The 17,778-nt window shown below is 63.8% G+C and carries 15 protein-coding genes, 1 pseudogene and 1 riboswitch; of the genes and pseudogenes, 5 read left to right on the top strand and 11 right to left on the bottom strand.

What is annotated here, in order from left to right:
* Positions 1 to 55: 55 nt before the first annotated feature.
* From ACF8SD_RS24430 to ahcY, 5 genes are all read right to left on the bottom strand, one after another.
* Positions 56 to 1,948: a DEAD/DEAH box helicase gene (locus ACF8SD_RS24430; RefSeq protein ID WP_173891332.1), complete on the bottom strand. Its 1,893-nt coding sequence runs from the start codon at positions 1,946 to 1,948 to the stop codon at positions 56 to 58.
* A gap of 219 nt (positions 1,949 to 2,167) precedes the next feature.
* The gene (locus ACF8SD_RS24425; protein ID WP_392484702.1) at positions 2,168 to 2,956 is read right to left on the bottom strand and encodes a substrate-binding periplasmic protein; all 789 of its coding nucleotides are present in this window, start codon (positions 2,954 to 2,956) and stop codon (positions 2,168 to 2,170) included.
* Positions 2,957 to 3,012: 56 nt separating this feature from the next.
* Positions 3,013 to 4,089 (bottom strand): hypothetical protein, encoded by a 1,077-nt coding sequence (locus tag ACF8SD_RS24420; RefSeq protein ID WP_392484701.1) that lies wholly within the window; start codon positions 4,087 to 4,089, stop codon positions 3,013 to 3,015.
* 93 nt (positions 4,090 to 4,182) lie between these two features.
* A complete protein-coding gene (gene metF / locus ACF8SD_RS24415) occupies positions 4,183 to 5,028 on the bottom strand; it encodes a methylenetetrahydrofolate reductase [NAD(P)H] (protein ID WP_392484700.1) in 846 nt (281 codons plus the stop codon).
* A gap of 242 nt (positions 5,029 to 5,270) precedes the next feature.
* Positions 5,271 to 6,680 carry an adenosylhomocysteinase gene (gene ahcY, locus ACF8SD_RS24410; protein ID WP_173891328.1) on the bottom strand — a complete coding sequence of 470 codons (1,410 nt, stop codon included), beginning with the start codon at positions 6,678 to 6,680 and terminating at the stop codon, positions 5,271 to 5,273.
* Between the two features lie 20 nt (positions 6,681 to 6,700).
* Positions 6,701 to 6,797, bottom strand: a riboswitch (S-adenosyl-L-homocysteine riboswitch).
* 178 nt (positions 6,798 to 6,975) lie between these two features.
* Here ahcY and ACF8SD_RS24405 point away from each other — a divergent pair.
* Positions 6,976 to 7,377: an acyl-CoA thioesterase gene (locus ACF8SD_RS24405; protein WP_009682837.1), complete on the top strand. Its 402-nt coding sequence runs from the start codon at positions 6,976 to 6,978 to the stop codon at positions 7,375 to 7,377.
* Positions 7,378 to 7,550: 173 nt separating this feature from the next.
* Here the strand turns inward: ACF8SD_RS24405 and ACF8SD_RS24400 are convergent, their stop codons facing one another.
* Positions 7,551 to 8,786 carry a sodium:proton antiporter gene (locus ACF8SD_RS24400; RefSeq protein WP_029886258.1) on the bottom strand — a complete coding sequence of 412 codons (1,236 nt, stop codon included), beginning with the start codon at positions 8,784 to 8,786 and terminating at the stop codon, positions 7,551 to 7,553.
* Positions 8,787 to 8,987: 201 nt separating this feature from the next.
* Between ACF8SD_RS24400 and ACF8SD_RS24395 the strand changes: the two genes are divergently transcribed.
* On the top strand, positions 8,988 to 9,821 hold the full coding sequence (locus ACF8SD_RS24395) for an EamA family transporter (RefSeq protein ID WP_392484699.1): 834 nt from the start codon (positions 8,988 to 8,990) through the stop codon (positions 9,819 to 9,821).
* Between the two features lie 28 nt (positions 9,822 to 9,849).
* Positions 9,850 to 10,236: an MAPEG family protein gene (locus ACF8SD_RS24390; RefSeq protein WP_009681388.1), complete on the top strand. Its 387-nt coding sequence runs from the start codon at positions 9,850 to 9,852 to the stop codon at positions 10,234 to 10,236.
* A 57-nt stretch (positions 10,237 to 10,293) separates the two neighbouring features.
* On the opposite strand, the gene ACF8SD_RS24385 is transcribed toward ACF8SD_RS24390, so the two are convergent.
* Complete coding sequence (locus tag ACF8SD_RS24385) at positions 10,294 to 11,445, bottom strand: murein transglycosylase A (protein WP_392484698.1); 1,152 nt, start codon at positions 11,443 to 11,445, stop codon at positions 10,294 to 10,296.
* Between the two features lie 119 nt (positions 11,446 to 11,564).
* Between ACF8SD_RS24385 and ACF8SD_RS24380 the strand changes: the two genes are divergently transcribed.
* On the top strand, positions 11,565 to 12,023 hold the full coding sequence (locus ACF8SD_RS24380) for a cytochrome c (RefSeq protein ID WP_173891325.1): 459 nt from the start codon (positions 11,565 to 11,567) through the stop codon (positions 12,021 to 12,023).
* 184 nt (positions 12,024 to 12,207) lie between these two features.
* Here ACF8SD_RS24380 and ACF8SD_RS24375 read toward each other — a convergent pair whose 3' ends face one another.
* The 4 genes from ACF8SD_RS24375 to ACF8SD_RS24360 all read right to left on the bottom strand — a co-directional run bounded on the left by ACF8SD_RS24375 (position 12,208) and on the right by ACF8SD_RS24360 (position 16,770).
* Positions 12,208 to 12,600 carry a DUF1090 domain-containing protein gene (locus ACF8SD_RS24375; protein ID WP_173891324.1) on the bottom strand — a complete coding sequence of 131 codons (393 nt, stop codon included), beginning with the start codon at positions 12,598 to 12,600 and terminating at the stop codon, positions 12,208 to 12,210.
* Positions 12,601 to 12,735: 135 nt separating this feature from the next.
* Positions 12,736 to 14,424, bottom strand: a complete 1,689-nt coding sequence (ligB, locus tag ACF8SD_RS24370) for an NAD-dependent DNA ligase LigB (RefSeq protein WP_392484697.1) — start codon at positions 14,422 to 14,424, stop codon at positions 12,736 to 12,738.
* Positions 14,425 to 14,568: 144 nt separating this feature from the next.
* On the bottom strand, positions 14,569 to 15,759 hold the full coding sequence (metK, locus tag ACF8SD_RS24365) for a methionine adenosyltransferase (RefSeq protein WP_054904964.1): 1,191 nt from the start codon (positions 15,757 to 15,759) through the stop codon (positions 14,569 to 14,571).
* An 18-nt stretch (positions 15,760 to 15,777) separates the two neighbouring features.
* Positions 15,778 to 16,770, bottom strand: a complete 993-nt coding sequence (locus tag ACF8SD_RS24360; RefSeq protein ID WP_392484696.1) for an ArsR/SmtB family transcription factor — start codon at positions 16,768 to 16,770, stop codon at positions 15,778 to 15,780.
* 250 nt (positions 16,771 to 17,020) lie between these two features.
* On the opposite strand from ACF8SD_RS24360, the pseudogene ACF8SD_RS24355 reads away from it, so the two are divergent.
* Positions 17,021 to 17,778 (top strand): annotated as a pseudogene (locus tag ACF8SD_RS24355) (transketolase); the annotation flags it as partial.

Here is a 17,778-nt window from a genome sequence, read left to right as displayed (position 1 = left end):
CTTAACTGACAGGCATTAGCCCATCGGGCGGCGTTTTTTTTTGCTACCTGGGCGCTTAGCCCTTGCGGGTCAGCAGCGCCGGGCGCTCACCGCGGGGGCGGCTTGGCAGGTCATCCAGCTGCTCAGGCGTAGGGTAACGGTCGAGCTTGGATTCCTTGCGGATGATCACCGGCTGTTTTTCCGCCTGGCGCGGGTTGCGCACGGCTGGCTCCTGCCGGGCAGCATCGTCACGGGCCGGGCGACCACGGCCAGCGCCGCCATCACGACGGGCACCGCCACCGTTGTTGGCGCGCGGCGGGCGTTTTTCGCCGCTGCCACCGCCGCTGCGCTGCTGGCCGCCGCTACGGGCCTGGCCCTGACCACCGGTGTTGCTGCGCTGACCATTGCCTTGGCCCTGGCCCTGACCGCCACCCGGGCGACGATTGCGGCCCTGGTTCTTGCCCTGGTAGGGGCTGACGTAGTCAGCGCGGTTACCGAAGTTGTCGATCTCGTCGTCCAGGAACTCTTCCGGGTCACGGTCGGCCGGAACCTTCGGCACGCTAGGGCTGCTGCTGGCTTGTTGCTGCTGGCGCGGCTTCTTGTCACGCGGCTTACGCGGCTGCTGTTGCCTGTCGCCGCTCTTTTCCTTGTCGGCGGGCTTTTCAGCTGTTTGCTGCTTGGCCTTGCCTTTGTCCTTGCCCTTGTCCTTGCGGCCGCCATTGGCGTCTTTGCCACCTTCGCCGCGGGCCTGCTGGTTACGGCCACCGCGGCCGTTGTTCTGCGGGCGCTCGCGTACTTCAGGCTTTTCAGCTTCTACCTGGCTGGCGTCGAAACCCATCAGGTCGCCATCAGGAATGCGCTGGCGAGTGACGCGCTCGATGCTCTTGAGCAGTTTTTCTTCATCCGGGGCGACCATGGAAATGGCCTCGCCCGAACGGCCGGCGCGGCCAGTACGGCCGATACGGTGCACGTAGTCTTCCTCGACGTTCGGCAGCTCGAAGTTGACCACGTGCGGCAGTTGGTCGATGTCCAGGCCGCGGGCGGCGATGTCGGTGGCGACCAGTACCCGGACGCTGTTGGCCTTGAAGTCGGCCAGCGCCTTGGTACGAGCGTTCTGGCTCTTGTTGCCATGGATGGCGGCGGCGGTCAGGCCGTGCTTTTCCAGGTACTCGGCCAGGCGGTTGGCACCGTGCTTGGTCCGGGTGAACACCAGCACCTGTTCCCAGGCACCGAGGGTGATCAGGTGCGCCAGCAGGGCACGCTTGTGGCTGGCCGGCAGGCGATACACGCGTTGCTCGATACGCTCCACGGTGGTGTTCGGCGGGGTGACTTCGATGCGCTCCGGGTTGTGCAGGAGCTTGTCGGCGAGGTCGGTGATGTCTTTGGAGAAGGTGGCCGAGAACAGCAGGTTCTGACGCTTGGCCGGCAAGCGGGCAAGTACCTTCTTCACGTCGTGGATAAAGCCCATGTCGAGCATGCGGTCGGCTTCGTCCAGGACGAGGATTTCAACGTGGGCCAGGTCGACCTTGCCTTGGCCGGCCAGGTCGAGCAGGCGGCCAGGGCAGGCGACCAGTACGTCGACACCCTTGGCGATGGCCTGGATCTGAGGGTTCATGCCTACGCCCCCGAAGATGCAGGCGCTGACCAGGGGCAAGTCGCGGGCATAGACCTTGAAGCTGTCATGCACCTGGGCGGCCAGTTCGCGGGTTGGGGTCAGTACCAGCACGCGGGGTTGGCGCGGGCCATGGCGCTGCGACTTGTCGGGGTGGCCGGCCGGGAACAGGCGCTCGAGAATCGGCAGGGCAAAGCCGCCGGTCTTACCAGTACCAGTCTGGGCGGCAACCATCAGGTCGCGGCCTTGCAACACGGCGGGAATGGCCCGCTGTTGCACGGGGGTCGGCTGGGTATAGCCCGCAGCTTCGATAGCGCGGACAAGAGCCTCGGAGAGACCGAGGGAAGCAAAGGACATGGGCGATCCTGTTCTCGTTTGGGCTGGGCCCGTATGGGATGTTCTGCCTGGCGCGACGGGCATCGTCGGGATGCGATCGCGTCCGGTCCAGCTGGGCTTTCACTGCACATCCGGGAAACGGAGGGTGGACGCGAAGGTGCGCCAGTGCCGATCGGGATGCCTGTTGCGAGGCCGAGCGTCCGGGCGTGAGCCGGGCGGGAAGGCCCGAGTATAACAGAGCTATCGCGCTGTGCTGCTTTCCTGCTGCTCAACGGCGTTGAGAATGTTTTCGGTGTCGCCTGTGTAGCGGTTGCTGATCGCCGTATAGGCCGCTTCCTGCTTGAAACGCCGCAGTTCTTCGGCAAACGCCTCGGCCAGTGCCTCGCGGCCCGGCTTGCGCACCAGGGCCAGGTACTGGTGCTGGCGCCTGACCACCAGTGGCAGCGCCTCGACCTGCCGTTGCAGGCCCAGCTGCTGCGCCAGGTAATGGCCAGCCTTGCGGTCGGTGATCGCCAGGTCGACACGGCCCAGCATCAGCTTGCCGAAATTGGCTTCGTGGGTGGGCGCGGCTTCGCGCTTGAAGTAGGTGGCCCCGCTGAAGGCTGCGCCATAGGTGTAGCCGGGCGAGGTGCCGACGGTTAGCCCGGCCAGGTCTTCCAGCTGGTTGACCACGTGGCGGCGCACACTGGCCTGGAACAGGATGAACTCGACCTCCGACATGGGCTCTGGCGCGTAGACCAGGTAGGGCTGACGCGACTCGGTCTGGAAGATATCGACAATACCGTCGGCCAGGCCTTGTTCGACCATTGCCAGGCAACGCTTCCACGGCAGGAATTGCCATTGCACCTCGACCCCGAGGCGGGCGAACACCAGGTTGGTCACTTCGTAGTCGATGCCGCGTGGATGGCCGTCCTGCTGGTACACGTAGGGCGCCCAGTCGTCGGAGACCAGGCGCAAGCGTTCGCCCAGGGCCAACGGGCTCAGGCAAACGAGCAGCAGGATCCAGAACAGCCGGGCGATGTTGGGCATGCCGGGAGATTACGCGCTCGGCCGGTGCAAGGCCAGAGGGCAGGGCACCGGGCCATTCAAGCGTGGGAAGACCTGAGCAGGTGATGCTCGATGTCCTTGCGTCGTTCCCCCAGCGACAAGCGCAGCCCGGGGTGGCGCAAGCACTGGCGCAGGCGCTCGGGGTCGGTGGGGCCGTGGCGGGCATTGAGGTTTTCCAGGGCCTTGTCCCACCAGGCCGACGCGCAGGCGCGGTCGAACTCGTTGGCGTAGGGGTAGCAGCCGTACAGCAACTCACGGGCAAACTGACGTTCCTGGGGCGGAAGGGTCAGGCTCAATGCCTTGTAGCCCAGGCGGTGCAAGGCCGGTGGCCGGGGCAGCTGGTCGTTGACCAGGGCGACGTCGGCCAGCGCTGCCAGGCTGAGTGGATGTTGCCCATGTTTGGCCAGCCAGGCCTGGATCTTGGCGCGGAACTGCGCCTTGCGGCTCCAGTAATGGTGAATGACGTCGGAGCATGCCGCGAGCTGCAGGTGACCATGGGCCGCGACTGCCAGGCAGAATTCTTCCAGGGTGTAGGCCTCGCGGGCCAGCGGGTAGAGCGTGTCCATCAGGTCGATGGAGCGGTCCAGGGTGCCCGCGTCGGCGGCAGTGAGGCCGATCACCCCGGAGTTGACCAGGGGCATCTGGCAGTCGGCCAGGCCGCGGGACTGCAGAGGGCCCAGCAGGTTTTTATACAGCAGGCACTTCGGGTTTGCCCCATAGTGCGGGCCGATGGTGTTGCACAGCAGCTTGCCGGGCGCGACCCGGTCGAACAGTTGCAGTGGTGACTTGCGGAAAAAGGTATCGGTGTCGATCAGCACGGCCAGCGGGTGCTGGCGCAGTACCTGGCGCAACAGCACATGCTTGCTGCGAAAGTGGTAGCCGTGCGGGGCGTTCCAGGCTTGGCGCGTGGCCTCGTCCAGTACATGGGTGGTGACCGGTAGCCCGGCGTAGGGTTGCGGGTTGTCGGTGTAGACCTGGATGTCCATGACGCTGCTGGCGCTACTGCCCAGCTGGGCAAGGGCGCTGACGATGCTGAAACAGGCTTCCTGATGATAGGTCGCGGGGCCAAAAGCCAGGTAGACGAGCTGTGGGCGAGATGGCTGGGGATGCTGCATGGCAGGCAAGACCTGTGTAACCCAAAAAAGAACAAGGCCTTAGTCTATGACCAAAGCCTTAATCATTTCTTAAGCAGACATTGCCAAAAAGTTTCAGCGCGGCAGCTTGAGGTTGTTCCACAGCGCCAGGCTCGCCTCGGCCTGGTTCAGGGTGTAGAAGTGCAGGCCCGGTGCGCCGCCTTGCAGCAGTTGTTCGCACATGCGGGTGATGACTTCTTCGCCGAAAGCCTGGATGCTTGCGGTGTCATCACCGTAGGCTTCCAGCTGCTTGCGGATCCAGCGCGGAATCTCGGCGCCACAGGCATCGGAGAAGCGTGCCAGTTTGCTGTAGTTGGTGATTGGCATGATGCCCGGCACCACCGGGATATCCACGCCCAGCTTCTGCGCGCGCTCGACAAAGTAGAAGTAGCTGTCGGCGTTGAAGAAGTACTGGGTGATGGCGCTGTCGGCCCCGGCCTTGACCTTGTGTACGAAGTTGCCCAGGTCGGCCTCGAAGTTGCGCGCCTGTGGGTGCATTTCGGGGTAGGCAGCCACTTCCAGGTGGAAGTGATCGCCGGTTTCCGTGCGGATGAACTCGACCAGGTCGCTGGCGTAGCGCAGTTCGCCGCAGGCCATGCCCATGCCCGACGGCAGGTCGCCGCGCAAGGCCACGATGCGCTTGATGCCGGCGGCCTTGTACTCGGCCAGCAGGGCGCGCAGTTCGGCCTTGGTATCGCCCACGCACGACAGGTGCGGCGCGGCCGGTACCTGTACTTCGCTTTCCAGCTGCAGCACGGTGTTCAGCGTACGGTCGCGGGTCGAACCACCAGCACCATAGGTGCAGGAAAAGAAGTCCGGGTTGCAGGCAGCCAGCTGGCGGGCTACACCCATCAGCTTTTCGTGACCGGCATCGGTCTTGGTCGGGAAGAACTCGAAACTGTAGCGGCGTTCTTGTGACATCAGGCGTTCCTCTGGCGGCAAGCGGCAAGCGGCAAGCGCCGAGCGGCGAGCTGCAAGCTTCAAGCTTCAAGCTGCAAGTAAAAGCCAGATCGGTGATGGCCGGTCTGGCTGGTCATCGTTCAAGGTTTTAAAGGCTGGAGCTACAAGCAGCAGCAACACGGTCTGCTTCTGCTTGCAACTTGCAACTTGCAACTTGCAACTTGCAACTTGCTGCTCGCTGCTCGCTGCTCCAAGCCTGCCGCTTAGTAGCGGTAAGCGTGGGGCTTGAACGGGCCTTCGACGGTAACGCCGATGTAGTCGGCTTGCTGTTTGGTCAGCTGGGTGACCACGCCGCCGAAGCCGCGGACCATTTCCAGGGCCACTTCTTCGTCGAGCTTTTTCGGCAGCACTTCCACGGTCAGGCGCTCGGCCTTCTTCTCGGGCGACAGGTCGGCGAACTTCTGCTCGAACAGGAAGATCTGGGCCAGGACCTGGTTGGCGAACGAACCGTCCATGATGCGGCTTGGGTGGCCAGTGGCGTTGCCCAGGTTCACCAGGCGGCCTTCAGCCAGCAAGATCAGGTAGTCGTCGTTCTGCGGGTCGAAGCTGCCGGCACCGGTGCGGTGGATCTTGTGCACCTGCGGCTTGACCTCCTCCCAGGCCCAGTTCTTGCGCATGAAGGCCGTGTCGATCTCGTTGTCGAAGTGGCCGATGTTGCACACCACGGCACGCTTCTTCAGGGCCTTGAGCATGTTGGCGTCGCAGACATTGACGTTGCCGGTGGTGGTCACGATCAGGTCGATCTTGCCCAGCAGGGCTTTATCGATGCTGGCTTCGCTGCCGTCGTTGATACCGTCGATGAACGGCGATACCACCTCGAAGCCGTCCATGCAGGCCTGCATGGCGCAGATCGGGTCGACTTCGGTGACCTTGACGATCATGCCTTCCTGGCGCAGCGACTGCGCCGAACCCTTGCCCACGTCGCCGTAGCCGATCACCAGCGCCTGCTTGCCCGACAGCAGGTGGTCGGTACCACGCTTGATGGCGTCGTTCAGGCTGTGACGGCAGCCATACTTGTTGTCGTTCTTGCTCTTGGTGACCGAGTCGTTGACGTTGATTGCCGGGACTTTCAGCTCGCCCTTGGCCAGCATGTCCAGCAGGCGGTGCACGCCAGTGGTGGTTTCTTCGGTCACGCCGTGCACGCGGTCCAGTACCTGCGGGTACTTCTTGTGCAGCAGCTCGGTCAGGTCGCCACCGTCGTCGAGGACCATGTTGGCGTCCCATGGCTGGCCATCCTTGAGGATGGTCTGCTCCAGGCACCACTCGTACTCTTCTTCGGTTTCACCTTTCCAGGCGAACACCGGGATACCGGCAGCGGCGATGGAGGCGGCGGCCTGGTCCTGGGTGGAGAAGATGTTGCAGGACGACCAGCGTACTTCGGCACCCAGGGCTACCAGGGTTTCGATCAGCACGGCGGTCTGGATGGTCATGTGGATACAGCCCAGGATCTTCGCGCCCTTGAGTGGTTGCTCGGCCTGGTACTTGCGACGCAGGCCCATCAGTGCAGGCATTTCCGATTCGGCGATGATGGTTTCGCGACGGCCCCAGGCGGCCAGGGAGATGTCGGCAACTTTGAAATCGGTAAAACCAGCAGGCATGTTTGCAGCGCTCATGAGAGCCTCCATTCGTAGTGTGCGAATGGGCGCCGTTGTGCGTTAAGCGCCCGCGAGAGCGAGCAACGCCCCATCCGAGCCTGACAGGCCTAGCCTGCTGCAGCGCCCCTCGGACAGGTGGCGGGCATGGCACCGCTGTGGGCAACCATGTGAAACGGCGCAGATTATAGCTGTGCCTGCCGGCTTGCCCAAGGTTTTCTGTCGATTAATCGCGACGATAGTCGATGTGCAATGGAGCGATCGCGGCCGCTCTGCCATCATGGGCACACGTTAGCCAAGCAGGTCAGGAGTACTGATGAACTTTCACACCCGCAAGTGGGTTAAACCCGAAGACCTCAACCCCAATGGCACACTGTTCGGTGGCAGCCTGTTGCGCTGGATCGACGAAGAGGCGGCGATCTACGCCATCGTGCAGTTGGGCAACCAGCGCGTGGTGACCAAGTACATGTCGGAAATCAATTTCGTCAGTGCCTCGCGCCAGGGCGACATCATCGAGCTGGGCATCACCGCGACGGAGTTCGGCCGCACCTCGATCACCCTCAAATGCGAGGTACGCAACAAGATCACCCGCAAGAGCATCCTGACCGTCGATAAGATGGTCTTCGTCAATCTGGGTGAAGATGGCTTGCCGGCGGCCCATGGGCGGACCGCGATCAAGTATGTGCAGGACCAGTTCCCGGACTCTGCCGTCGAGTGATCGTATGGGGCTGCGCTGCAGCCCATCGCTGGCAAGCCAGCTCCCACAGGGATCGCATCAGGGTTGCCAGGTGCTCGCCGCTGCATGTCTTGTGACAAACACCTGTCAGCCCAGATGCGATCCCTGTGGGAGCTGGCTTGCCGGCGATGGGCCGCAGAGCGGCCCCGGCATTCTCAAGGCTGGGCGCTGACCTTGCGCACCACCCGCCCGATGCTCAAGCCCTGCACCAGGATCGACGACAGCACCACGATGTAGGTGATCGACAGCAGCAGGTCGCGCTCATCGCCCAAGGGTAGCGACAGCGCCAGGGCCACCGAGACCCCGCCACGCAAGCCCCCCCAGGTCAGTACCCGCACTGTGCCTTTGGGCACCGGCCGCCAGCGTCGCAGTAGCACGATGGCCGGGGCCACGGTCAGCAACCGCGACAGCAGCACCGCCAGCGCCAGAACGCCGCCAGCGGCCAGGTGCATCCAGTTGAACGGCAGCAGCAACAGTTCCAGGCCGATCAGGGCGAACAGCAGCGCATTGAGCATGTCATCGATCAGCTCCCAGAAACCGTCCATGTAGCGGCGGGTCATGTCGTTCATGGCCAGGTTGCGCCCCAGGTTGCCGATGATCAGGCCCGCCACCACCATGGCGATCGGCGCCGACACGTGCAGCTCGTAGCACATCGCCGAGCCGCCGATCACCAGTGCCAGGGTCAGCATGACCTCGACCTGGTACTGCTCCACGCTCTTGATCATGCGGTAGGTGGCGTAGCCGATCAGGCCGCCGAAGAGCACACCGCCAATGGCCTCGCGGGCGAACAGCACCGCCGTGTCGCTGATGCTTGGGGTTTCGCCCAGCTGGATGATGCCCAGTAACACGGTGAACACCACCACGGCGGTACCGTCGTTGAACAACGACTCGCCGACGATGGTGGTCTTCAAGGGTTTTGGCGCATTGGCCGTACGCAACGCGCCAAGCACGGCAATCGGGTCGGTCGGTGAAATCAGTGCACCGAACAGCAGGCAGTAGATCAGCGGAACCTGCCAGCCGAACATGGCAAATACCCAATGCGACAGGTAGCCGATGACCACGGTGGCAATCAGCACGCCCACGGTCGCCAGTAGCCCAATTGGCCAGCGGTAGCTGCGCAGGTCGGTGAGGTTGACGTGCAGGGCGCCGGCAAACAGCAGAAATGCCAGCATCCAGTGCATCAGCAGGTCATTGAAGTCGATCTGGTTCATCAGGCCTTCGACGCGCTCTTCCAGGCCAGGGAAGCCGATCAGGCTGAGGCCTTGCAGCATCAGCGAAAATAGCAGCGCCGTGACCATCACGCCGATGGCGGGCGGCAGGCCGATGAAACGGTAGTTCACATAGGTGAGGAGGGTGGTCAGGCAGATAAACGCGGCAACTAATTCAAGCATCCCGAATCCTGTAACAGTGGCTTCCAAGTCGTAACCCGAATGGCTCGGGCAGTTCTTTGATGACCTGGCGAGGGGTTCGGGACACAGCCTTTGACCGAATTCGTTGGCAACGTTCCCACTCTGGCGCCTTGCGATTGGCCGCACAATGGCCCGCGAACGCTCTATATTCACAGCCACGAAAAGCCATAAGGAAAACAAGACGTGCTGGCAACATCCCTGGTGCTGGTCGCCGCGCTGCTGCACGCGACCTGGAACACCCTGATCAAATTCAGCGGCGAGCGGCTGCTGGTCATTGCCAGCATGGACAGCGTGGCGTTGGCCTTCGCCGTGCTGGCGGTGCCGTTCGCACAACGACCACCGGCCAGCATCTGGCCGTGGTTGCTGGCTTCGGCGCTGGCCGAGCAGCTGTACCGCTACCTGTTGATCCAGGCCTACCGGGTGGGTGACCTGGGCCTGGTCTATCCTCTGATGCGCGGGTTGTCGCCGCTGGTGGTGCTGGGCTTGACCCTGGCGTTTGCCGGAGAGTCGCTGAGCCAGCAGCAGATCATCGGGATCCTGCTGATTCCTTGTGGCATGGCCTGCCTGCTGTGGCAGGGCGGCGGCGGTGACCGGCTGCCCTGGTCGAACCTACCGGTGGTGGCCCTGATCGGCCTGTGCATCGGGTGCTACACCTGGTTCGACGGGCAGGCCGTGCGCTTGTGGGGCAAGCCGTGGGACTACCTGGTGTGGCTGACCCTGCTCAGTGCCTGGCCATTCCCGCTAGTAGCCAGTGTGGCGCGGCGTGCGCCGTTCGTAGCGTTCTGGCGCAGCCAGTGGCGCCTGGGGCTGGCGGTTGGGTTCTGTGTGTTGTTCAGCTACGCGCTGGTGCTGTGGGCCATGCACCTGGGCTCTGTGGCCGAGGCTGCGGCATTGCGGGAATTGAGTGTGGTGCTGGTGGTGTTGCTGGGTATGCGCTACCTCAAAGAACCTTTTGGCGGCCCAAGACTCCTAGCTTGCGGGCTGGTGCTGGCCGGCATGCTGGTAATGAAGCTCTGACCTTAAGACTGAACAAGGAGTCCTGCCTATGACCGTCGCTTTGTGGTGCATCCTGATCGCTCTGTTTCTGCCGCCGCTGTGTGCCTTGATCGCCAAGGTCAGCAGTGGCCGCTTTGGCATGCGGGACAACCATGACCCGCGTGCCTTCCTCGATACGCTGTCCGGGCTGCCACGTCGCGCGCATGCTGCGCAGCAGAACAGCTATGAGGCATTCCCGGCGTTCGCCGCAGCCGTGCTGGTGGCAGACATTGTCGGCAATGCCGAGCAGGTGACCCAGGATGTGCTGGGGGTGATGTACATCACCAGCCGGCTGCTCTACATCATTTGCTACCTGGCCGACTGGGCGGCCTTGCGCTCGCTGGTGTGGCTGGCCGGGCTGGCGATCATCGTGGCGTTCTTCGTGGTTTCCATCTGAAGGCCTGTGCGGGCCCTGTGGCGCGGCTGAAGCCGCCCCCGCACTGCCCGCGCAACGTCAAGGAACATTGGGCACCTCTGGCAGTGGCTGGCCCTTGGGCCAGAGCATCCAGATCTGCCCTTGCTGCTTCATGTTCCCCGCCAACTCGCCGGCCTCGGGCCCGGTACCCCAGAACAGGTCGGCACGCACTTCGCCAGCAATGGCGCCGCCCGTGTCCTGGGCGCCAACCGGGCGCACCACCGGCGAGCCGTCGGGGCGTGTGGTGGACAACCACAAGAGGCTACCCAAGGGAATCACCTTGCGATCGATGGCCACGCTGTAGCCTGCTGTCAGCGGTACGTTCAGCGACCCGCGCGGCCCCTCGTTGCTGTCCGGGCGGGTGCTGAAGAACACGTAGCTTGGGTTGCTGGCAAGCAGCTCCGCGACACGCTGGGGGTTCGCCTGGGCCCAGGCATGGATGGCGCCCATGCTCACCTCGTCCTTTTTCAGCTGGCCCTGCTCGACCAGCCAGCGACCGATCGGCCGGTAGGGGTGGCCGTTCTGATCGGCATAGCCCAGGCGCAGCTGGCGGCCATCTTCCAGCTGGACCCGGCCTGAGCCCTGGATCTGCAGGAACTGCAGGTCCATCGGGTCGCTCAGCCAGGCCAGCACGGGGGCTTTCACGCCGTCACGGTTGATCACTTCGGCGGTGTCGTAAGGCTTGAGCACTCGGCCATCGAGGCGGCCACGCAAGCGCTTGCCCTTGAGTTCGGGGTACACGCTGGCCAGGTCGACGACGATCATGTCCTCGGGCACGCCGTAAACCGCCACATGGTTGGTTTTCGATGGGCTCAGGCTGCCGGGGTAGACCGGTTCGTAGTAGCCGGTGATCAGGCCGTTGGCGTTGTTCTCGGCCGAGCGCAGGCCGTAGACCTCCAGGTTCTGCTCCAGGAAGGTGCGCACCTGCGCGGCACTGGCCTGGGCGCTACCCGCCGCTTCGCAGGTCGCGGCCCAGACCGGGTCGCGCTTGAGTTTTTCGCAACCGCTGCGCCAGGCGTAGAACCCGGCCAGCAAGTCTTCGTCACTGACTGCGGGCAGGTCTCTCCAGGTGGCGGGGGCGTAGGTGGCTACCGCATGCGGCTCGGGTTTGGCGCTCTCGCCGCCATTGCAGCCAGCCAGCAGGGCCAGTACCGGGAATGTCCAGGCCAGGTGGCGCAGGGCAGATTTCATGTGTGCATTCCTGTGGTGGGCGAACATGAAGATTCGCCCCTGTTTTTTATGTGGCTATTGGTGTTTGGCTGCGGGGCAGCGATACTGGCCGCCCCTTTTCGCAGGCCGAAGTGAGCGTCATGTTGAAGCGATTGACCATTGTAGTGCTGGCAGCAATGGCCCTGGGTGCAGCCTTGAGTGGTTGCGAGCGGGTTGACCCCAACTCGCCGCTGGGCAAGCGCAAGGTCATTTTCAAGGACATGCTCAAGACCAGCGAAGACCTGGGCGGCATGTTGCGTGGCCGGCTGCCGTTCGACGGGGTGAAGTTTGCCGGCGGTGCGCTGCAACTGGACACCCTTTCGCACCAGCCGTGGCAGCATTTCCCGCAGGTACGCGATGGCGGTGACAGCAGTGCCCGTGCCGAAGTGTGGGAGCGCCAGGCGCGGTTCCATGAGCTGGCCAGGCAATTGGAAGGCGCGACCGGCGAACTGGTCGATGTGACCCGCACGCAGCCGCTGGACCCTGCGCAGCTGAAAGCGCCGATGGACAAGGCCGAGGCGGCCTGCAAAGCCTGCCATAGCGAGTTCCGCAATCATTGATGGCTGTGCTGTTCGCACAAACCTGAGGCTTGCACGTGCTTCTGTGGGAGCGGCCTTGTGTCGCGATAGGGCCGCACAGCGGCCCCAGGGTTTCAGCCGTAACGCATAGATTGCTGGGGCCTTGTGCGGCCCTGTCGCGACGCAAGGCCGCTCCCACAAAGACCGCGCTTGCAAGTCAAATGCCTTAGCGATCGAGATCGTCTACTGCTTCCTGCAGCTCTTTGCGCGACTCGGCGAGTTTGTCCTTGCGCTTGTTGATCTTCTCGGCGTCGCCCTTTTTCTCGGCCTTCTTCAGGTCTTTTTCGCGCTGCGCCACTTCATGACGGGCGTCGAGCACTTTTTGCTCGCGTTCCTTGCGCAGGCTGGCGTCGGTGCAGTTGTCGACCCCGCGCAGCGCTGCTTCCAAGCCTGCGACCTGGTCACTGTTGCCGTGGTCACGGGCAATCTTCAGCTGGTTCTCGATGGCGCTGCGCTTGGCGGCGCAGCCAGTCAGGCCGGCATCCGGCTGGGCAGCCTGGGCGGCGCCTGCAGCCAGCGCAACGGTCGCGAGCAGGAAAAGGGTCGAAATACGTTTCATGAAAAGCCTCCTGGACGGGGCGGGGCAGCAAAAAATTTAGGGTGAAATCCTGCCTTGGTTTTGCCCTTTTAGGAACCCTTGCCGGGTATTTCCGCTTGAATCTCAGGAATTTCCTACAGGTTAATTGGTAAAAAATCATTGCCTAGGGCGCGCAAAGCCTTCGATACCGTGCTCGCCCAGCTGTGTTGCCAGGGCTTGAACGTCGGCGGCTGCAAAAAAATCCACCAGTTGACGTGCGCGCTTTTCGCCAATGCCGGGTAATGCCTGCCAGGTGTCAGCCGTGCGGGCCGCCAGCGCTTGCCAGTCGCCGGTAAGCTGCATGCCATTGGGTAGGGGAGCGCCCAGCCCCCGCAGCCACTGGTCAAACGACCGGGTGCGGGCATCGTCGAAACTGCTGCGCAACTGAGCTGCCGTTCGCTCACTGATTCCTGCAACCTGGCTCAGCTGTGTGGCATCCAGTTGCAGCCAGTCAGTGAGCGAGGTTGCCAGCCCGGCTGCGACCAGCCGGCGCCAGGTACCCGGCCCGATACGCGGCAGGGCCAGGCCCTGCTTGCCGCTCAGCCACGCCAGGCGGGCAATGAACTGTTCTTCACAGCCCACGCTGGCCTGCCAGCAACTGTGGGCGTGATACTGGCCGGCTGCCGGTGCCGATACCGGCACGCGCTCGACAGCGCGGTGTACCACCTGCTCCAGGCGCGGAATGGTCAGCCCGGCCAAGCTCACCGCCACCTGGTCCCCCGGGCGAATGTCCAGGCTGTGCCAGCGCGCCAGCGAACCCATGCTCACTTGCGTGACCCGTCGGTTGTCGAGTGTTACTGGCAGCAGGTGCAGCACGGGCGTGACCCGCCCGGTACGACCGACCCGAAAACGCACGTCGCGAACCTCGGCCAATGCTTGCATGTACGGGTATTTCCAGGCGGCGATCCAGTACGGTGCCTTGGCCTGCCACCGTTCAGCGGGTGGCCGGCTACCCTGGCGCAGCACCACACCATCGCTGGCGAAGGGCAGGGCAGCGTGGTACCAGTGTTCACGCCAATGGGCCGCCTCATCCAGCGTATTGATGGCAACGCTGTAGCGCTGGCTGTCGGCAAAGCCCAGCTGTGCCAGCTGCGCGAGGCGTTCGGCCTGTTGCTCGGGGCCTTGCGGCCAGTCCCAGACGAACAGCCCCACAGCCTTGCCTTGTTCGCTGCTCAGGCGCTTGCGGGCGAGCAAACCGGCCACGGTGCCGCGCGCCTTGGCGCCGCCCGCCTGGGCCTGAACATGCGCGTTCAGGCGCAGGTACAGCTCACCCTGCAACTGCAGGTCAATGGCCTGTGGCAACTGGCGGGTGATGCTACCCAGCTGGGGGATGTGCCGGCTCCAGTCGTGCCCTTGGGCGCCGTCGCCCCGGCTGATCAGCTGCACCAGGCGGCCCTGTCGGTAAATGAGCGACACCGCCACGCCATCGACCTTGGGCTGGACCCAGACATCGGCCTTGCCGGCCAGCCAGCGCTGCACGGCGTGGCGGTCGGGCAGCTTGTCGACGCCCGTGTGGGGGATGGGGTGGGGTACCGGGCCGCCAGCGTTGGCCAGGGGCGCAGGGCCGCCGGCCAGGCCGAAGCACTGCTGCAACTGCGCGAGGCGTTGGCGGCTCTGGTCGTAAAGCTCATCAGGTACCAAGGCAATGCCTTGGCGATGGTAGTGGTCGTCCCAACTGCCAACGGTTTCTCGCAGTTGAGCAACCTCGCTGGCGACTTGCTGGGGGTTCCAGCCGGGGCAAGAGCTGGCGTGCGCCAGTGGCGCGGCAAGCACCCCCAGCAGGGTGATGAACAACATGAGCGGCATGGCCTGCATCCTTGCATGGCGGGTTGGCCCCTCAGCGTAGGCAAGCTGGCGGGCATTGCCGGTAAGCGATTGTGAGTCGATATGTCATGAAAAAGCCCCTGCCGATCGCTCGGCAGGGGCTTTCGTCCAGCGCTACAGGAAAACTTACAGGCCAGCAGCGTCACGCAGCGACTGGGCGCGGTCGGTACGCTCCCAGGTGAAGGTGGTGAAGGTGTCGTCGCCGACAGTCTTCTGCTGTGGGGTACGGCCGAAGTGGCCGTAGGCAGCGGTTTCCTGGTACATCGGGTGCAGCAGGTCCAGCATGGTGGTGATGGCGTACGGGCGCAGGTCGAAGCACTCGCGCACCAGCTGGATGATCTTCTCGTCGGAGACCTTGCCGGTACCGAAGGTGTTGATCGAAATGGAGGTCGGTTGGGCCACGCCAATGGCGTACGACACCTGGATCTCGCAACGCTCGGCCAGGCCGGCGGCGACGATGTTCTTGGCCACGTAGCGGCCGGCGTAGGCGGCGGAGCGGTCGACCTTGGACGGGTCCTTGCCGGAGAACGCACCACCACCGTGACGCGCCATGCCGCCGTAGGAGTCGACGATGATCTTGCGGCCGGTCAGGCCGCAGTCGCCCACCGGGCCACCGATGATGAAGTTGCCGGTCGGGTTGATGTGGTACTGGGTACCTTTGTGCAGCAGTTCGGCAGGCAGGGTGTGCTTGACGATCAGCTCCATCACCGCTTCTTGCAGGTCTTTCTGCGAAACCTCAGGGTTGTGCTGGGTCGACAGGACCACTGCGTCGATGCCTGCGACCTTGCCGTTTTCATAGCGGCAGGTGACCTGCGACTTGGCATCCGGGCGCAGCCATGGCAGCAGGCCGGACTTGCGTGCTTCGGCCTGGCGCTCGACCAGGCGGTGCGAGAAGCAGATAGGCGCTGGCATAAGCACTTCGGTTTCGTTGCTGGCATAACCGAACATCAGGCCCTGGTCGCCGGCACCCTGGTCTTCCGGCTTGGAGCGGTCGACGCCCTGGGCGATGTCTACCGACTGCTTGCCGATGATGTTCATCACGGCGCAGGTCGCGCCGTCAAAGCCGACGTCGGAGCTGTTGTAGCCGATATCGATGATGACTTTGCGCACCAGGTCTTCCAGGTCGACCCAGGCCGAGGTGGTGACCTCGCCGGCGATGATGGCGACACCGGTCTTGACCAGTGTTTCACACGCTACGCGGGCGTATTTGTCCTGGGCGATGATGGCATCGAGGACTGCGTCCGAAATCTGGTCGGCGATCTTGTCCGGATGCCCTTCGGACACGGACTCGGAGGTGAAAAGGGAGTATTCGCTCATCTCGAAGGTTCCTGAAATTTACCGATGGTGTATGTCGCCAGCCGTGCGCTGGAAGTGCCGGACCTGGATCTGGAAGCCGTTGCGCAAGCCCACGTACAGGCTGTCCGCATGGGCCAGCCCGGCCGCGTTGGCCCAGCGGGCCAGGTCATCCTGTTCAAAGCCAAGCCACAGATCGCCGCAGGCTTCGCGGGCCCACCCCTGGTCATGGCTGCACAACTCGGTGACCAGCAGGCTGCCGCCTGCCTTCACCCGTTTGGCCAACTGGCGCAAGGCCAGGGCCGGGTCGCTGAAGTGGTGCAGCACCATGTTCAGCACAACGCAGTCGGCGGCCACATCCGTGGCACCCAGTGCATCGGCCAACTGCAGGGTCACATTGTCGAGCCCCTCGCGCTGGCACACCTGGCGTGCCAGTTCGAGCATGGTCGCGCTGTTGTCCAGCGCAGTGACGTGGGCAAAGCGCCGGGCCAGGTCGGGCAGAAAACCACCGTCGCCGGGGCCGACTTCCAGGGCACAGGCCGCCGGGTCGAAATGCAGCTTGTCGAGCAGCGCCAGCAGGCTCTCGCGGTACTGCGGCAGGCCGGCGATCAGGTCTTGCTGGGCGCGGAACTTCTCTTCCACGCGCAGGAAGAAGTCCTGGCTGGTGACCGCGCGGCGTTGCTGGACCTGCGCGATGCGCGCCTGCACATCGGCCGGCAGGGCCAGGGCGTCCACCTCTTCCAGCAGCGCTGCGTGCAGCCGGCCACCCAGTCGCAGGCTATCGGGCAGGGCGCGGCGGTAGAAGATGGCATTGCCTTCACGGCGGGTAGCGACCAGCTCTGCCTGGGCCAGCACCTTGAGGTGGTGGCTCATGCCCGACTGCCCGATGCCGAAGATCTGGGCCAGCTCCAGTACGCCGAACGAGTCGTTGGCCAGGGCTCGCAGCACGTTCAGGCGCAAGGCGTCGCCACTGGCCTTGCACAGGGCGGCCAATGTTTCGCATTGCTCGGGGATCGATTGCACACGGAGGTTCATGGGCGGGCAGTCTAGTCAGGCATTGGTGCCCTAGCAAGGCCAATATCAAAAAGTTTTGATATTGGCGATGAGTTGCAGCCTTCAAACTGCACGCGACAGGCTCCAGAGCAGTCCAGCTCGGCCCGTGCTTCTTTCTTGTAGCTTAAAGCTGGCCGCTTGGCGCTTAAATGTTTGCCCCAAGCCCCCCAGTGGGCGAAAATGGTCGTCTTTTTCGTGACATCACCTCTACAAGCCCCCCAGGAGACCAGCGATGCCCAGCCGTCGTGAACGTGCCAACGCCATTCGCGCCCTCAGCATGGATGCCGTGCAAAAGGCTAATAGCGGCCACCCAGGTGCCCCCATGGGCATGGCGGATATCGCCGAAGTACTGTGGCGTGACTACCTGAAACACAACCCGAGCAACCCGCACTTCGCCGACCGCGACCGCTTCGTGCTGTCCAACGGCCACGGCTCGATGCTGATCTACTCGCTGCTGCACCTGACCGGCTACGACCTGTCGATCGACGACCTCAAGGCCTTCCGTCAATTGCACAGCCGCACCCCGGGCCACCCGGAATACGGCTACACCCCGGGCGTGGAGACCACCACCGGCCCGCTCGGCCAGGGTATCGCGAACGCCGTGGGCTTCGCCCTGGCAGAAAAAGTGCTGGCTGCCCAGTTCAACCGTGACGGCCACACCATCGTCGACCACAACACTTATGTGTTCCTGGGCGATGGCTGCATGATGGAAGGCATCTCCCATGAAGTCGCCTCGCTGGCCGGCACCCTGGGCCTGAACAAGCTGGTCGCCTTCTACGACGACAACGGCATCTCCATCGACGGCGAAGTGCACGGCTGGTTCACCGACAACACCCCTGCGCGCTTCGAAGCCTACAACTGGCAGGTGATCCGCAACGTCGACGGCCATGACGCCGACGAGATCAAGACCGCCATCGAAACCGCCCGCAAGAGCGATCGCCCGACCCTGATCTGCTGCAAGACCACCATCGGTTTCGGTTCGCCGAACAA

It is taken from the genome of Pseudomonas sp. CJQ_9, from assembly GCF_043106615.1.
Classification (GTDB): domain Bacteria; phylum Pseudomonadota; class Gammaproteobacteria; order Pseudomonadales; family Pseudomonadaceae; genus Aquipseudomonas; species Aquipseudomonas juntendi.
This window is presented reverse-complemented; position numbering and strand designations above follow the sequence as displayed.

Excerpts from the sequence above, each read along its gene's own strand:
- ACF8SD_RS24400 (WP_029886258.1), bottom strand. The coding sequence starts at position 8,786 with ATGCTTGAATTAGTTGCCGCGTTTATCTGCCTGACCACCCTCCTCACC.
- ACF8SD_RS24380 (WP_173891325.1), top strand. The coding sequence starts at position 11,565 with ATGTTGAAGCGATTGACCATTGTAGTGCTGGCAGCAATGGCCCTGGGT.
- ACF8SD_RS24420 (WP_392484701.1), bottom strand. The coding sequence starts at position 4,089 with ATGCAGCATCCCCAGCCATCTCGCCCACAGCTCGTCTACCTGGCTTTT.
- ACF8SD_RS24390 (WP_009681388.1), top strand. The coding sequence starts at position 9,850 with ATGACCGTCGCTTTGTGGTGCATCCTGATCGCTCTGTTTCTGCCGCCG.
- ACF8SD_RS24430 (WP_173891332.1), bottom strand. The coding sequence starts at position 1,948 with ATGTCCTTTGCTTCCCTCGGTCTCTCCGAGGCTCTTGTCCGCGCTATC.
- ACF8SD_RS24375 (WP_173891324.1), bottom strand. The coding sequence starts at position 12,600 with ATGAAACGTATTTCGACCCTTTTCCTGCTCGCGACCGTTGCGCTGGCT.
- ACF8SD_RS24385 (WP_392484698.1), bottom strand. The coding sequence starts at position 11,445 with ATGAAATCTGCCCTGCGCCACCTGGCCTGGACATTCCCGGTACTGGCC.
- ACF8SD_RS24360 (WP_392484696.1), bottom strand. The coding sequence starts at position 16,770 with ATGAACCTCCGTGTGCAATCGATCCCCGAGCAATGCGAAACATTGGCC.
- ACF8SD_RS24425 (WP_392484702.1), bottom strand. The coding sequence starts at position 2,956 with ATGCCCAACATCGCCCGGCTGTTCTGGATCCTGCTGCTCGTTTGCCTG.
- ahcY (WP_173891328.1), bottom strand. The coding sequence starts at position 6,680 with ATGAGCGCTGCAAACATGCCTGCTGGTTTTACCGATTTCAAAGTTGCC.
- metK (WP_054904964.1), bottom strand. The coding sequence starts at position 15,759 with ATGAGCGAATACTCCCTTTTCACCTCCGAGTCCGTGTCCGAAGGGCAT.
- metF (WP_392484700.1), bottom strand. The coding sequence starts at position 5,028 with ATGTCACAAGAACGCCGCTACAGTTTCGAGTTCTTCCCGACCAAGACC.
- ACF8SD_RS24405 (WP_009682837.1), top strand. The coding sequence starts at position 6,976 with ATGAACTTTCACACCCGCAAGTGGGTTAAACCCGAAGACCTCAACCCC.
- ligB (WP_392484697.1), bottom strand. The coding sequence starts at position 14,424 with ATGCCGCTCATGTTGTTCATCACCCTGCTGGGGGTGCTTGCCGCGCCA.